This window comes from Streptomyces sp. TE5632, assembly GCF_054061295.1.
On the sequence record NZ_JBSSEA010000003.1, the window covers coordinates 2,296,844 to 2,309,472 of the forward strand.

The following is a 12,629-nucleotide window of genomic DNA, read 5'->3' on the forward strand; positions in this document are numbered from 1 at the left end:
CAACATCCCCCTGACGCAGGATGTTACTGACGGTTAATCAGTTTGGGGGCGGGGTCATGGAGACGGGCAGGCGCATGCTGACCACGGCGGCGGTGGCCGTGGTCTGCGCGATCACCGTGCTGGCGGCACCGGGCACGGCGTTCGCGACCCCCGCTCCCCCGCCGCCCCCGGCCGCGTCTCCGAGTGCGAGCGCGAGCGCGAGCGCCGATGTCGCGCCGTCCAAGGACCTCGAAGCCGTACGCAAGAAGCTCGACGGGCTCTACCGCGCCGCGGCGGTGGCCACCGAGGAGTACAACGCCGCCGAGGAGAAGGCGAAGCAGCAGTCCACCGAGATCGCCCGGCTGGCCAAGAAGATCGTCAAGGGCAGGGAGAAGCTGGACGAGTTGAAGGACCGCGCGGGCGCCGCGGCCGCGTCCCAGTACCGCGGTGGCGGACTCCCGCCCGAGGCCCACCTGATGCTGAGCGACGACCCGCGGGAATTCCTCGTCGGTGCGGTCCGGATCCGTCAGGGCCAGCACGCGACCAAGGGCCTGCTCGGTGAAATGAAGCGCACCCAGGAGGACTTGGAGCAGTACGCGCAGGACGCCGACGCCCAGTGGCGGAAGCTGGAAGCCGGCCGCAAGGCCAAGGCCAAGGCGCAGAAGAAGATCGAGAAGCAGATCGCGGCGGCCGAGAAGGTCGAGTCCGAGCTGGAGCAGGAGGAGAAGGAACGGCTGGCCGAGCTGGAGCGGCGGGCCGCCGAGAAGGCCCAGTCCGCCTGGCTGAACTCCGGCGTCCTCGACGGCATCGGGGCGGAGGCGACCGAGCAGGGCAGGAAGGCCGTCGCGTACGCCACCGCGCAGATCGGCAAGCCGTACGAGTGGGGCGCCGAGGGCCCGAAGACGTACGACTGCTCGGGTCTGACCTCGCAGGCGTGGAGAGCGGGCGGGCAGGGCATCCCGCGCACCTCGCAGGAACAGTGGAAGCAGCTGACGCGCGTCGCCGTCGCGGAGATGCGGCCCGGTGACCTCGTCATCTACTTCGACGACGCCAGCCACGTCGGTATCTACGTCGGAGACGGAGCCATCGTCCACGCCCCGCGCCCGGGACGGGCGATCACGATCGCGGGAGCCGGTTCGATGCCGATCCTCGGGGTGGTCCGCCCGGACCCGAATGCCGACGAAACCGGCGATGGCTCAGAGAAGAAGGACAAGAGGGGCAAGAGGGGCGAGCAGGGCAAGAACGACGAGAACGGTGAGCACACGGGCGCGGACTGAGCGCCCCGTGACCTGCGCCATGTGACCCAGTCCACGCCGATGACACGGCCACACCCCTGCGGGCGTGACGTTCGTCATCCCGGCCGCATCATCGACGTGTCCAACTGCTGCCCATAACGCGGCATATGACACCGCCTGGTGGCCGAACGGCGTGCTCCACACCATTCCGCTGCGGCGCCGACACCCGCTATCGTCCCCGCTGGAAGGGGCATCCCCCGCTCATCCGAAGTGGAGAGCACGGGGTGCACGGGCCGAGATCCCGCGCCCCCCACCACGCCCTCGGGGGGAGGGAAGGAACCCGGAAGAATGCCCGCACCCGTACCGCGGCAGAGAACGCTCCCGGCCGCGGAAAGCGGTCAGGCGCACGCCGCATCACCGAACGGTGGCCCCGCCGAGGACGCCTCGGAGGCCGGAGCAACGGCCCCGCGCACGGCGGAGCACACCGAGGACGACACCAGGAACGAGACGACCTCGACCGCCCCCACCAACCTCACACTGCTGCTGATCGAGGACGACCCGGCGGGCCTGCCGATCGTGCCGGACCTGCTCGACCAGACCGGCAAGCCGATCCGCGTGCGCACCGCCCGCAACCTCACCGAGGCCGAGCGGCTGCTGACCGACGACGTCCACTGCATCCTGCTGGACCTCGCGCTGCCCGCACCCGGCAGCCGGGCGGTCAGCGGTGGCGGCAACAGCGGTGGCGGTGCCGGCGACGACGAGCTCGCCGTGCTCAAGCACGTGCTGGAGCTCGCGCCCCGGCACGCCGTCCTCGCGCTGACCGCGTCGGGCGACGCCGAGCGCGGCGCGGAGGCGGTGCGCGTGGGCGCCCAGGACTACCTCTTCCGCAACGAACTGGACGGTCGGCTGCTGAGCAGGGCGATCCGGTACGCGGTGGAACGGAAGCGTTCCGACACCGCCGAGCGGCGGCTCGCCGAGGGCAGGCTGCGCGCCCAGGAGAACGCCCGCCTGGAACGCGGCCTGCTGCCGACCCCGCTCCTGGACGGCTCCCCGCTCCACTTCGCCGCCCGCTACCGTCCGGGCCGTTCGCGCGCCCTGCTCGGCGGTGACTTCTACGACGTCGTCCGCACCCCGGACGGCACGGTGCACGCCATGATCGGCGACGTCTGCGGCCACGGCCCGGACGAGGCCGCCCTCGGCGTGGAGCTGCGCATCGCCTGGCGCGCGCTGACCCTGGCGGGCCTGTGCGGGGACGAGCTGCTGGGCACGCTGCAACAGGTGCTGGAGCACGAGCGCGCGGACGACGAGATCTTCGCGACCCTCTGCGCGGTGGACATCTCCCCCGACGGCCGCCGGGCGGGCCTGTGCCTGGCCGGCCACCCCTCACCGCTCCTCGCCCGGCCGGGCCGACCGGCGCGGCTGCTGCCGTACGACAACAACGGCCCGGCGCTCGGGCTGCTGCCCGGCGCCCGCTGGCCGCGTACGGAGGTGGAACTGGGCACGGAGTGGAGCCTGATGCTCTACACGGACGGCCTGATCGAGGGCCGGGTCGGCGACAGCGGGGAACGGCTCGGCCAGGACGGCATGGTCGGCATGGTCCACCGCCAGCTCACGGACGGTCTGCGGGGCGAGGAACTGCTGCGGGCGGCCGTCAACGAGGTCCGTGACCTCAACGGCGGGGAGCTGACGGACGACGTGGCGGTACTGCTCCTGGACCGGGTGCCACCGCAGCGGCCGTGACGGTGCGGTGGCCCTGCCCTCCCTACCGTCCGCCGTTGTACGGGCCGTAGGGGCCGTCGCTGCTGGAGCCCCGGTGGCTGCGCCCGCCGCCGGAGAGGCCGCGCAGGGCGGGACGGACGTCGACCATGTACACGATGGTCGCGATCAGCCCGATGATCGGCAGGAACGACAGGATGTCGAAGATCAGGTTCACCACGAAGGCGAGCCCGAGGATGATCAGCCAGAACGGCTTGGTCTTCTTGTCCGCCGCGCGGTAGGCGTCCTCGCGGCGAGTGGCCGCGTCGATCAACGCGAAGCCGCTGAAAACGATCAGGGCCATGCTCAGCAGCCACATCAACCCCGCGAAGCCCTGCATCAGCACAACGTCCACCACCCGACTCGGTTCGTCCTTACGCGGTCACCGTACCCGCAAGCGCCGGCCGGCTACCCCGTGGAACGGGCCGGACACCGCGAGAGTGCCCGGCCCGTACCACTCGACGGCACCGCTGTCGCTCGTTCCCACGTGCCTACTTGGCGGGCGGCGTCTTCTTGGCCGTCGTGGGCTTGCGCGTCGGGGCCTTCTTGGCGCCGGGCTTCGTCGCCCCGTTGGGGCTGTCCCCCCTGTCGCCCTCAATCCCCACCGACTCGAGCTTCGGCGTGGCCACGGCCTTCGGTCCGGGCTCGGGCTTCGGCTCGACGGCGACGGCCACGTCCTCGACGGCGACGGCGACGTCCTCGATGCCCTCGGCGGCCTCGCCGCGCCAGGTCTTCACGGCCTGCTCACCGTGCTCGGCGACCTTCTCGTAGGTCTCGCGGGCCTTGACCGCGTACTCGGCGGCGACGCCGACCCCGCGCAGGGCCAGGTCCTGGGCGGTCTCGCCGAACTTCTTCAGGTCGGTGTCGAGCGAGCCGAAGAACTCGCTGACCTTGGTCTGGACGGTCTCCTGCGTCTCCCTGACCCGGATGGTCGCCTTCTCCTGGACGGCCTTGGGGTCGGTGTTGCGGACGGCCTCGATGCGCGAAGGCGCCTCGGCGCGGATCTGCTCGACCAGGCCCGGAACCTTCCTGGCCTGCTGCAGGGCGAGGTCGGCGGTGCCGGCGGCGAAGTAGAGCGGGGTCGGGTCACTGAAGGTCTTGCGCAGGTCGTCGGTGATGGCCATGGTGATGGTCCTCCCGGATTCGTTTTCGGCTGAGGGTTCGTGTGATCCGCGGCGGCGGCCGGTGCCCTGGTCCGGCTCAGCCGGCCGTCTGCTGCGGATCGTTGTCACTGCTGCTGGTGCTGGTGCTGGTGCTGGTGCTGCTGTTGGTGTTGTTGCCGGAGGGGCCCCGGCGCCCGGCGTCCGTACCGCCACCGGCCTTACGGCCGCCCCGGCGTATCGCGGAACCACCGTCGGAGCCGCCGCTCCCGTCGGCACTTCCGGAAACCTCCGAGGTCTCCGCCCCTTGAGCCACCTCGACAGCATCAGCGGCATCAGCGGCACCGACGGTCCCGGTCGCCTCACCGTCCTCGGCGCCCCCAAACCCGTTCTCCTTGCGGAAGGACTCGTAGATCTGGAGCAGTACCTGCTTCTGACGCTCGCTCAGCGTGGGATCGGCGAGGATGACGGCCCGCGTCTCCACTTCCTCCCGGTCCCGCTCGGCGTCGAGGATGCCGGCGCGCACGTACAGCGTCTCGGCGGAGATCCGCAGCGCCTTGGCGACCTGCTGCAACACCTCCGCGCTCGGCTTGCGCAGCCCGCGCTCGATCTGGCTCAGATACGGATTGGACACCCCGGCGGCATCGGCGAGCTGCCGCAGCGACAACTGCGCGTTGCGCCGCTGCTCACGGAGATACTCACCGAGATTGCCGACATTGAGTGACGCCATACCCCCACCCTGCCCCACCCCGCTAACTATTGCAAGCACCTGCTTGCAATAGTGCGCCACGCCCGTGGCCTAGCGCTTCGGGTCGGCCACCGGCCCACCCGCCGATGCCAGGGACCACACCCCTACGATGCTTCGTACGACTCATTCCGCACACCGGGTCACATCCGCACCACGGGGGAGCACACACATGCGCAGGGCAATGACCATGACGGCGCTCATCGCGGCAGCCGGGCTGATGGCCGCGTGCGGCAGCAGCGGCGGCGAAGCCAAGGAGGAACGCGCCGACAAGGGCACGGCCACCTCGTCACCCAAGCCGGCCCCCGAGGGCCAGGACAAGACGTACGAGGTCACCTTGGAAGTCGGCGGCGAGGGCAAGTCCAGCATCTACTACAACCTCGGCACGAATCACTTCGAGCAGGTCACGCTGCCGTGGAAGAAGTCGGACAAACTCACCTTGAACAGCACCCAACGCAAGGTCGGGACCATCGTGTCCGTCGTGCCGGGGCCGGTGAAGCTGCCCAACGGCCAGCTCGGCGCGGCTCCCTGCTCGATCACCGTCGACGGGAAGAAGGTCGTCGAGGATCCGGGTGGCGTCGACGGCAAGCACCTGTGCGAGTACACCCTCCACTGACAGCGCGCCGATCACGTGCGGACGGGGTGGGGGCTCTCCGCTCGTGCAGGCCGGAGAGCCCCCACCCCGCGGGCGTGCGGCCGCAGTGCGATGCGACGGCGGTGCGCTACTCGGCCGGTTCGAAGCCGGGGCCCCGGGGGCTCATCATGACCCGCAGGGTCCGGTAGCCACCCTCGCCGTCGTCGGCGTTCTCAGCCCAGTACCGGCACGTGTAACCGGTGTCGGCGTTTACGCCGCACTGTCCGACACGGGCCTGGTCCGCGAGAGCAACCAGGACACCGCCTACGCCGGTTCCCGCCTGCTCGCCGTCGCCGACGGCTACGGCAGTCGGGGAGCCGTGGCCAGCGCGGCCGCCGTCGACGCGCTCAAGCCTCTCGAAACCGACGGCATCCCGGCGGGCCCTCTCCTCAACGTCCTCGAGGACGCGATCGACCGGGCCGAGCACGCGGTGCACGGCGTCGCCGGGAACGGCCCCTCTCCCGAAGAGGCCGGAACCACACTCACCGCGATGCTCTGGACCGGCTCCCAGCTGGCCCTCGTCCACATCGGCGACTCCCGGGCGTACCTCCTGCGCGACGGGGAGCTGTCCCGGATCACCCACGACCACACCGTGGTGCAGTCGATGGTCGACGAAGGACGCCTCAGCCCGGAAGAGGCCGCCTCCCACCCCCAGCGGTCGTTGCTGATACGAGCCCTGGGCCGAGGAGCCGATGCCACCCCCGACATGCACCTGCACGACGCCCGGCGAGGAGACCGGTACCTGCTCTGCTCCGACGGTCTGCCGGCCGTCGTGCCGGCCGAGGAGATCCACCGGGTGCTCTCCGGGACCGGGGAGCCCGAGCAGGCGGTCCGCGAACTCATCGCCCTCGCCAACGGCTTTGGCGGCCCCGACAACGTCAGTTGCCTGGTCGCCGACGTCGTGGCGCTCCAGCGGTGAGCGGTGAGCGGCACGCACCTCGAGTTGCACCGGATCCGCTCCCGGCAACTCATCCGTGAAGCCGACGCGTACCGGCTCGCGCGACGCCTCGGGAAGGCCCGGCGATTCAGACGGTGGGGGCGCCGAACCACCGGGGCAGACGGTCGAGGAGGTCCTGCTGGTCGTCGCCGGCCCATGCCACATGGCCGTCCGGCCGCAGCAGCACCGCGGGAACGTCCAGTTCCTCGCCGGCGTCGACGACGTGGTCGACGCGGTCGGCCCAGCCCGCCACCGAGAGCCGGCCGGTCCGGTCGAGCAGCAGTCCGCGGCCGCCGTGCATCAGCTCGTAGAGACGGCCCTGCTTCAGCCGCACGTCCCGCATCCGCCGGCCGAGCAGTTCGTGTCCCTCGCCGAAGTCGTAGCGGACTCCGGTCGCGGTGATCATTTCGGTGACGTACCGGTTCACCTCCTCGAAGTCCATCAGCTTCGAGAGCAGTTCCCGCAGCGCGGTCGCGCCCGGATCGGTTCCCAGCAGTGCGATCTGCGCGCGGGTGTTGTCCAGCACGGCCGCGCCGACCGGGTGCCGTTCGGCGTGGTAGCTGTCCAGCAGTCCTTCCGGTGCCCAGCCGGCCACCGCGGCGGCCAGCTTCCAGCCGAGGTTGAAGGCGTCCTGGATGCCGAGGTTGAGCCCCTGCCCACCGGTCGGCGGGTGGATGTGCGCCGCGTCGCCGGCCAGCAGCACCCGGCCGACCCGGTAGCGCTCGGCCTGCCGGGTGGCGTCGCCGAACCGGGACAGCCAGCGCGGGGAGTGCACGCCGAAGTCGGTGCCCGCGCAGGCCCGCAGCTGCTGCTTGAACTCCTCGAGGGTCGGCGCGGTCGCACCGTCCTCGGCCACACCGTCGGCGGGCACGATGACGCGGAAGACGCCCTCCTTCCCGTCGTCGTTGGGGATGACGCCGAACCGCAGCTGGGTCTTGCGGACCTCCGCGACGACGGCGGCGACCGTCTCCGGGTCCTCGGTCATCTCCATGTCGCCCAGCAGCGTCTCGACCGTGGCGGGCTCGCCGGGGAAACCGACGCCGAGCCGCTTGCGCACCACACTGCGGCCGCCGTCGCAGCCGACGAGGTAGCGGGCGCGGAGCTGCGTGCCTCCTCCCCCGGCGGCTACGCCCCCGTTGCCGGGGGTACCCCCACCGGCCACCTTGACGGTCACCCCGTCCTCGTCCTGGCTCAGACCGACCACTTCGCAGCCGCGCCGGATCTCGGCACCGAGTTCGAGGGCACGCTCGCCCAGCAGCCGCTCGGTGACCGGTTGCAGGGTGGAGAGGCCGTACGGGTGAGCCGTGTCCAACCGGTCCGGCCACGGCTTCATGATGCCGCCGAAGAAACCGCCTACCTGGAACTTCTCACTGACCGCGAGGAACCGGTCCAGCAGGCCGCGCTGGTCCATCATCTCGACGCTGCGCGTGTGCAGGCCGCGGCCGCGTGACTGCTCGGTCGGCTCGGTCAGCCGCTCCAGTACGACCACCCGCACGCCGTGCAGCCGCAGCTCCCCCGCCAGCATCAAGCCGGTCGGCCCGCCGCCGACCACGATCACGTCGATGACGTCGCTGACGTCCATCACGGAAACCCCCATGAACGATGTCGATTGCCGGCCGGCTCTCCGCGTCGCGCCGCGAGCCCCGCACAGCGACAACAGCGCACGAACTGCGCGAACACCTGATTTCCCCGGGTTCCGGCCTCGGGCGACGATTCTGCGCCACAACCCGGGCCTTGCCGCAAGCCCCCCGGTGCGCTATACGTTGAGAGCGGCAAGGAGTGGACGAACCTCCTTGCCTTTTCCTTCCTTCGTCGGCGGCCTCTTCCTCCCCAAGCCTCAGAGCATGAGCAGCAGCCGCGTGTGCGCCACGAGCTTCCGGTTCACGCTGGTGCTCTGCACGAAGATCGTGAAGTCGTCGTTGTGGTCCGGCTTGACGCGGACCTCCACGTCCGGCAGGCCGAGCAGGGCGCGGGCCTCGGGCCCCGTGTACACCCGGTCCGTCTTCTTCTCCAGCACCGCGATCTGCTTCTGCGCCTGGACCTTCTCCGACTTGCTCAGCTGGTAGTACGCACCACCGGTGCGGTAGGCGTGCCCGCATTCGAGGACCCACTCCCGGATCCCCGCGTCACGGGCCACCGGGATCAGCTGGTACTTCGACGGGTCCACCGGGGTGAGGCCGGCCGCCTTGATGGTGTCCTTGTTGACCGCGTCCGCGCCCGTGGAGAACACCGCCCGCGATCCCCGGATGCCCTGGGTGCGGCCCACCATGAACTTCTCGGTGGCCTGCTGGATGACCTGCCCGGCCTCCTCCAGCCCCTGGGTGCTCGTGGCGTCCCAGATGGCGATGTTGTCCTTCGGGAAACCGCACTGCATGGCCTCGCGCTTGCCCATCTGGTCCGGCACCAGGACGGCCAGCGTCCAGTTGTCCTCCTGTGTCTGGAACATCTCGGCCACGGCCCCTATCAGTTCACGCTGATCCCTGGCGGGGGCGTCCGGGCAGCGATGGCTCGCGTTCTCCTGCCCGTCGGTGAGGACGAACGTCAGGAAGCTGTGGTCGCCGTACAGTTGGGCCGTCTGCGCCAGCTCCCGCTGGGACTTCAGTGCGGCCGCCAGCAGAGCCGTCATCCCCCCGACCCGGTACATCTGCTTCAGCGACGGCATCCGCAGCACGTCCTTGTCGTAGATGACGCACTCCACCTTGTCGGCGAAGACGTACACCGTGACACGGGTCTCCTGGTCCAGTTCCCGCGACCGGCGGGCAAGGTACGCGATCTGCTGGTCGGCGACTTCGACGACCTTGCCGCTCAGGTGCGACATGGACGAACTGGCATCCAGGACAAGGGCGACGTGGTTGATGTAGTTCTGGGTTCCGGACATGACAGATCCCCCTCTTTCCGGCTTTCCGGCTTTCCGACTCGGTGCCCCTACCGTCTCACCCACCACTGACAATCGGCCTCGGCTCCCGGGCCGGGGACGCAGCACCCCCGCCCCGCACCCGGCTGCACCAGGGCACGCGCCAGATGCGGGTTGGCGGTGGTGCGGACGGGCGGGCCCAGGGAGCCGGTGGCGACGGCCAGGGTGACCGCACAGGAGCCCACCGCGCGCTGGACGTTGGGAGCGTCCAGGCTCGCGCCGGTCACGATGCGGTTCAGGTCGACATAGGCGGAGCGCACGGTCTCCAGCAGGCGGTACACCCGCCGGTCCTTCCGCCAGTCACGGGTGTACCCGGAAGGCAGCCCGCGTTCCCAACGGCGGAACATCCGGTCGCGGATCTCCGGCCGGGTGGGCGTCAGGTGCGTGTGCCGCACCAGGTCGTCGAGGGGGTCGCCGACTTGGGCTACCTGGTCGAACCTCTTGAGAGGCCGGCCCCCACGGTGACCGTCGGGGCACCTCTCAAGGAACCGGCCGGGCCTCCCTCCTGAACAGCACGCAGCTACGGATGACGATCGGACACCCGCCGTCGGCAGACAGGCCGGCCGGGGAGGAGGAGGGAAGGTGAGCAGCAGCGGAAGCGCTCAGAAGAGGTCCGGGCACCACGGGCGCCTGGACGTACGCAGCAGGGCGTCGGCCTGACGGGCGGCGCCCGCTCGTTCTTCCCGCACCCGGCCCAGCACCGCCAGCCGCACCGCCGACTCGTCGCCCAGCCACAGCGACGCCAACTCGGCGACATCCAGGGTGAGATCGGCGTCCTCCGTGGTCGCCGCGCAGGATCCGGTCCCGTCCGCCGACGCCTCCAGCCGGTAGCGGCCACCGGCCAGTCCCGCGCCGTCCGCCACCTCCAGCACCAGCGTCCCCGCCGCGCCGTACGTCCGGGCCTCCAGCGCCCGTACGACGTCCAGAACGCGCACCCAGAGCCAGTCCGTCTGGGTCGTCACGGCTGCCGCGCGCGGGTCCGGCAGGAAGAACGGAAGCAGGTCGTCGGGGGCCCGCCAGCCGCTCTTCACCTTCACGATCCAGTCGATCGAGCACAGGTAGCGCCACAGCGCGCGCTCCGCGGCCGGGCTCACCGCGAGCAGCCAGTTCACACTCGCCGTGTTCAACGGCTGCATGGTGTCGCCCCAGTTGTCGTCCGACTTGTAGGAGACAAGACCCTCGATCTCGCCGTCCGCCGAGCGGTACACGGCGAAGTAGGGCTCGGTCCAGGTCGGGCGGTGGCTCAGGGCGCCGGTGGCGAACTTCCACCACCGCTCCGTGCGGCTGACGGCTCCCGGCTGGGCCCCGCGCAGCCGCTCGTGCAGCTCCGGGCCGAGCTTGCGCACGTCCTCGGCGTCCACGAGGTCGACGCGTCCACCGTCCTCGGGGCCCGCCCAGCGCGGGTCGAGGCCGCTGCGCGGGACGTCGACGGTCCACTCGGTCATCCAGGTGGCGGGGCCGAAGCCGTACCGGCCGTAGATCGGGTACTCGGCGGCGATGAGCGTCGCGACGACGTCCCCGCGCTCCTTCGCGGCGGCGAGGTCCTGGGCCATCATGCGGGTCAGCAGGCCGCGCCGGCGGTGGGTGGGGCTGACGGTGACGTTCGATATGGCGTCGGCGGGCACGGCGGCGCCGCCGACGGCGGTGAGCTCCTGCGCGAAGGAGCGGAACGTCGCGACACACCGGCCGCCGTCGAAGGCCCCCAGCGACCGGCCCGGCTGGAACTCCGGGCGCCGCGCGTCGAGCTCCTCCGGAGCGGGGGTGGGCTCGCGCAGGAACCCGGTGTTCAGCGCCCGGTTCCAGTCCTCGAACTCGGTCTCGGTGATCGGGCGTACGTCGATGTCGGCACGGGAGGTGTCGGCGCTGGAGGTCATGCGTTCACGGTAGATCGCGCCCGGGCAGGGTGTCGCGCACTTTTCCGCCCGTCCGACCGCCCGCTCCGGCGCCCCCGCCTCACTCGAGCAGGTCGTCGACCTGGGCCTCCCCCTCGCGGTACCGGCGCGCGATCTCCGCGCCGCAGTCGTCGGCGGTGCGCTGCAACCCCTGCCGCCGCCGGGAGACCTGCTCCTCGTACCGCACGAGCCGGCCCATCGCGGCGCGCAGTTCCCCGTCCGTACGCGCTCCCAGGTCCGAGAGCTCCACCTCGGCGAGCATCTCCGCCGCCAGCCGCCGGGACTCCTCGCTGCGCGGAGTGCCCAGGGTCACATGGCGGGCGGAGGAACGGTGGCGGGCCGGGGTGTCCCGCAGGATCTCCGGAAGCCGCTCCACCACGGACGCCTCCACCGGAGCGACGACCGGGACCGCGCCTCCGCCGGACGTACCCGCGCCGGACGTACCCGCGTCGGACGCGCCCACGTCGGCACCGGCACCCGTCGACCCGTCCACCGGCGCACGCCGGGCCAGTTCCGCCCGCAGGATGTCGATGCGCCCCTGGAGCAGCCGCCGCACATAGCTGAGGTCTGCCTCGTCGCGCTGCGCGTCACGGCGCAGCGCGCGCAGGTCGGGCAGGCTGCGCGTGATCAGCTCGGGCTCCGGTGCCGGATCGGGTTCCAGTGTCGGACTGTCCGTGCGCTGGGCGGGCGGACGGTGGAAATCGTGTTCCCCGACGCGTTCTTCGACCCCCACTCCGGTCGACGCCGACAGGACAGGGCCGGGCCGCTGCCCGGTTCCTGGTGTGCTCATGTGCCTCAACCGTCCCCTCGACCGGTGTGTGCCAGCATCGTGCCACCCCCGGTGGCCGCTATGTGACCGAGTGCCCCCGATCCACCCCAGATGGGGGGTAAGGAGTAAAAATAGCCCGACCGGGGCCCCGCACGGGCCGCCGTCAGTCATCCGTTCGCCGACCGGCATGATGGACGTATGCGTGCGGTGGTGCAGAGGGTGGACGGCGCGAGCGTCGTCGTGGACGGCGAGACGGTGGGGGCGATCGAGGGCGAGGGACTGTGTGTCCTCGTCGGCGTCACCCATGAGGACACCAAGGAGAAGGCGGCCCAGCTGGCCCGCAAGCTCTGGTCGGTCCGGATCCTCCAGGACGAGAAGTCGTGCAGCGACATCGACGCGCCGCTCCTGGTCATCAGCCAGTTCACTCTTTACGGCGACGCCCGCAAGGGCCGTCGCCCCACCTGGAGCGCCGCGGCCCCCGGGGACGTCGCCGAACCGCTCGTCGACGAGGTGGTGGCCCGGCTGCGGTCCCTGGGCGCGACGGTGGCGACGGGCCGCTTCGGCGCGCAGATGCGGGTGTCGCTGACCAACGACGGCCCGTTCACCGTCCTGCTGGAGGTCTGACTCGAGGGTCCGCGGGCCCGCGGACCCTCGAGCCCTCAGGTCAAA

General features: G+C 71.1%; 12 protein-coding genes and 1 pseudogene. 5 read left to right on the plus strand and 8 right to left on the minus strand.

The features are described 5' to 3' along the window. Window positions 1-56: 56 nt before the first annotated feature. On the plus strand, window positions 57-1,256 hold the full coding sequence (locus ACVW19_RS15550) for an NlpC/P60 family protein (protein ID WP_457459988.1): 1,200 nt from the start codon (window positions 57-59) through the stop codon (window positions 1,254-1,256). Between the two features lie 306 nt (window positions 1,257-1,562). Continuing rightward, window positions 1,563-2,954, plus strand: a complete 1,392-nt coding sequence (locus ACVW19_RS15555; protein ID WP_457459989.1) for a PP2C family protein-serine/threonine phosphatase — start codon at window positions 1,563-1,565, stop codon at window positions 2,952-2,954. Window positions 2,955-2,976: 22 nt separating this feature from the next. Here ACVW19_RS15555 and ACVW19_RS15560 read toward each other — a convergent pair whose 3' ends face one another. The 3 genes from ACVW19_RS15560 to ACVW19_RS15570 all read right to left on the minus strand — a co-directional run bounded on the left by ACVW19_RS15560 (window position 2,977) and on the right by ACVW19_RS15570 (window position 4,799). Continuing rightward, window positions 2,977-3,309, minus strand: coding sequence for a DUF2516 family protein (locus ACVW19_RS15560; protein WP_457464622.1), 333 nt, complete (start codon window positions 3,307-3,309; stop codon window positions 2,977-2,979). Between the two features lie 151 nt (window positions 3,310-3,460). Continuing rightward, the gene (locus tag ACVW19_RS15565; RefSeq protein ID WP_457459990.1) at window positions 3,461-4,093 is read right to left on the minus strand and encodes a hypothetical protein; all 633 of its coding nucleotides are present in this window, start codon (window positions 4,091-4,093) and stop codon (window positions 3,461-3,463) included. A gap of 76 nt (window positions 4,094-4,169) precedes the next feature. Then, on the minus strand, window positions 4,170-4,799 hold the full coding sequence (locus ACVW19_RS15570; RefSeq protein ID WP_457459991.1) for a helix-turn-helix domain-containing protein: 630 nt from the start codon (window positions 4,797-4,799) through the stop codon (window positions 4,170-4,172). 187 nt (window positions 4,800-4,986) lie between these two features. Here ACVW19_RS15570 and ACVW19_RS15575 point away from each other — a divergent pair, with 187 nt between their 5' ends. Both ACVW19_RS15575 and ACVW19_RS15580 read left to right on the plus strand, forming a co-directional pair. Further along, the gene (locus tag ACVW19_RS15575; RefSeq protein ID WP_457459992.1) at window positions 4,987-5,430 is read left to right on the plus strand and encodes a hypothetical protein; all 444 of its coding nucleotides are present in this window, start codon (window positions 4,987-4,989) and stop codon (window positions 5,428-5,430) included. An 85-nt stretch (window positions 5,431-5,515) separates the two neighbouring features. Then, window positions 5,516-6,367, plus strand: coding sequence for a PP2C family protein-serine/threonine phosphatase (locus tag ACVW19_RS15580; RefSeq protein ID WP_457459993.1), 852 nt, complete (start codon window positions 5,516-5,518; stop codon window positions 6,365-6,367). Between the two features lie 106 nt (window positions 6,368-6,473). Here the strand turns inward: ACVW19_RS15580 and rox are convergent, their stop codons facing one another. The 5 genes and pseudogenes from rox to ACVW19_RS15605 form a co-directional block, all read right to left on the minus strand. Further along, window positions 6,474-7,982 carry a rifampin monooxygenase gene (rox, locus tag ACVW19_RS15585; protein WP_457459994.1) on the minus strand — a complete coding sequence of 503 codons (1,509 nt, stop codon included), beginning with the start codon at window positions 7,980-7,982 and terminating at the stop codon, window positions 6,474-6,476. A 240-nt stretch (window positions 7,983-8,222) separates the two neighbouring features. Further along, on the minus strand, window positions 8,223-9,263 hold the full coding sequence (locus ACVW19_RS15590; protein WP_457459995.1) for a vWA domain-containing protein: 1,041 nt from the start codon (window positions 9,261-9,263) through the stop codon (window positions 8,223-8,225). A gap of 47 nt (window positions 9,264-9,310) precedes the next feature. Further along, a pseudogene (locus tag ACVW19_RS15595) lies at window positions 9,311-9,730 on the minus strand (aminoglycoside phosphotransferase family protein); the annotation flags it as partial. Between the two features lie 171 nt (window positions 9,731-9,901). Next, window positions 9,902-11,173 (minus strand): GNAT family N-acetyltransferase, encoded by a 1,272-nt coding sequence (locus ACVW19_RS15600; RefSeq protein WP_457459996.1) that lies wholly within the window; start codon window positions 11,171-11,173, stop codon window positions 9,902-9,904. Between the two features lie 79 nt (window positions 11,174-11,252). Then, window positions 11,253-11,981, minus strand: coding sequence for an RsiG family protein (locus ACVW19_RS15605; RefSeq protein WP_457459997.1), 729 nt, complete (start codon window positions 11,979-11,981; stop codon window positions 11,253-11,255). Window positions 11,982-12,158: 177 nt separating this feature from the next. On the opposite strand from ACVW19_RS15605, the gene dtd reads away from it, so the two are divergent. After that, window positions 12,159-12,584, plus strand: a complete 426-nt coding sequence (gene dtd, locus ACVW19_RS15610; RefSeq protein WP_109379231.1) for a D-aminoacyl-tRNA deacylase — start codon at window positions 12,159-12,161, stop codon at window positions 12,582-12,584. Window positions 12,585-12,629 lie beyond the last annotated feature (45 nt).

Coding starts and splice junctions, on each gene's coding strand:
- ACVW19_RS15590 (WP_457459995.1), bottom strand. CDS start 9,263: ATGTCCGGAACCCAGAACTACATCAACCACGTCGCCCTTGTCCTGGAT.
- ACVW19_RS15600 (WP_457459996.1), bottom strand. CDS start 11,173: ATGACCTCCAGCGCCGACACCTCCCGTGCCGACATCGACGTACGCCCG.
- ACVW19_RS15575 (WP_457459992.1), top strand. CDS start 4,987: ATGCGCAGGGCAATGACCATGACGGCGCTCATCGCGGCAGCCGGGCTG.
- ACVW19_RS15605 (WP_457459997.1), bottom strand. CDS start 11,981: ATGAGCACACCAGGAACCGGGCAGCGGCCCGGCCCTGTCCTGTCGGCG.
- rox (WP_457459994.1), bottom strand. CDS start 7,982: ATGGGGGTTTCCGTGATGGACGTCAGCGACGTCATCGACGTGATCGTG.
- ACVW19_RS15555 (WP_457459989.1), top strand. CDS start 1,563: ATGCCCGCACCCGTACCGCGGCAGAGAACGCTCCCGGCCGCGGAAAGC.
- dtd (WP_109379231.1), top strand. CDS start 12,159: ATGCGTGCGGTGGTGCAGAGGGTGGACGGCGCGAGCGTCGTCGTGGAC.
- ACVW19_RS15570 (WP_457459991.1), bottom strand. CDS start 4,799: ATGGCGTCACTCAATGTCGGCAATCTCGGTGAGTATCTCCGTGAGCAG.
- ACVW19_RS15560 (WP_457464622.1), bottom strand. CDS start 3,309: ATGCAGGGCTTCGCGGGGTTGATGTGGCTGCTGAGCATGGCCCTGATC.
- ACVW19_RS15550 (WP_457459988.1), top strand. CDS start 57: ATGGAGACGGGCAGGCGCATGCTGACCACGGCGGCGGTGGCCGTGGTC.
- ACVW19_RS15565 (WP_457459990.1), bottom strand. CDS start 4,093: ATGGCCATCACCGACGACCTGCGCAAGACCTTCAGTGACCCGACCCCG.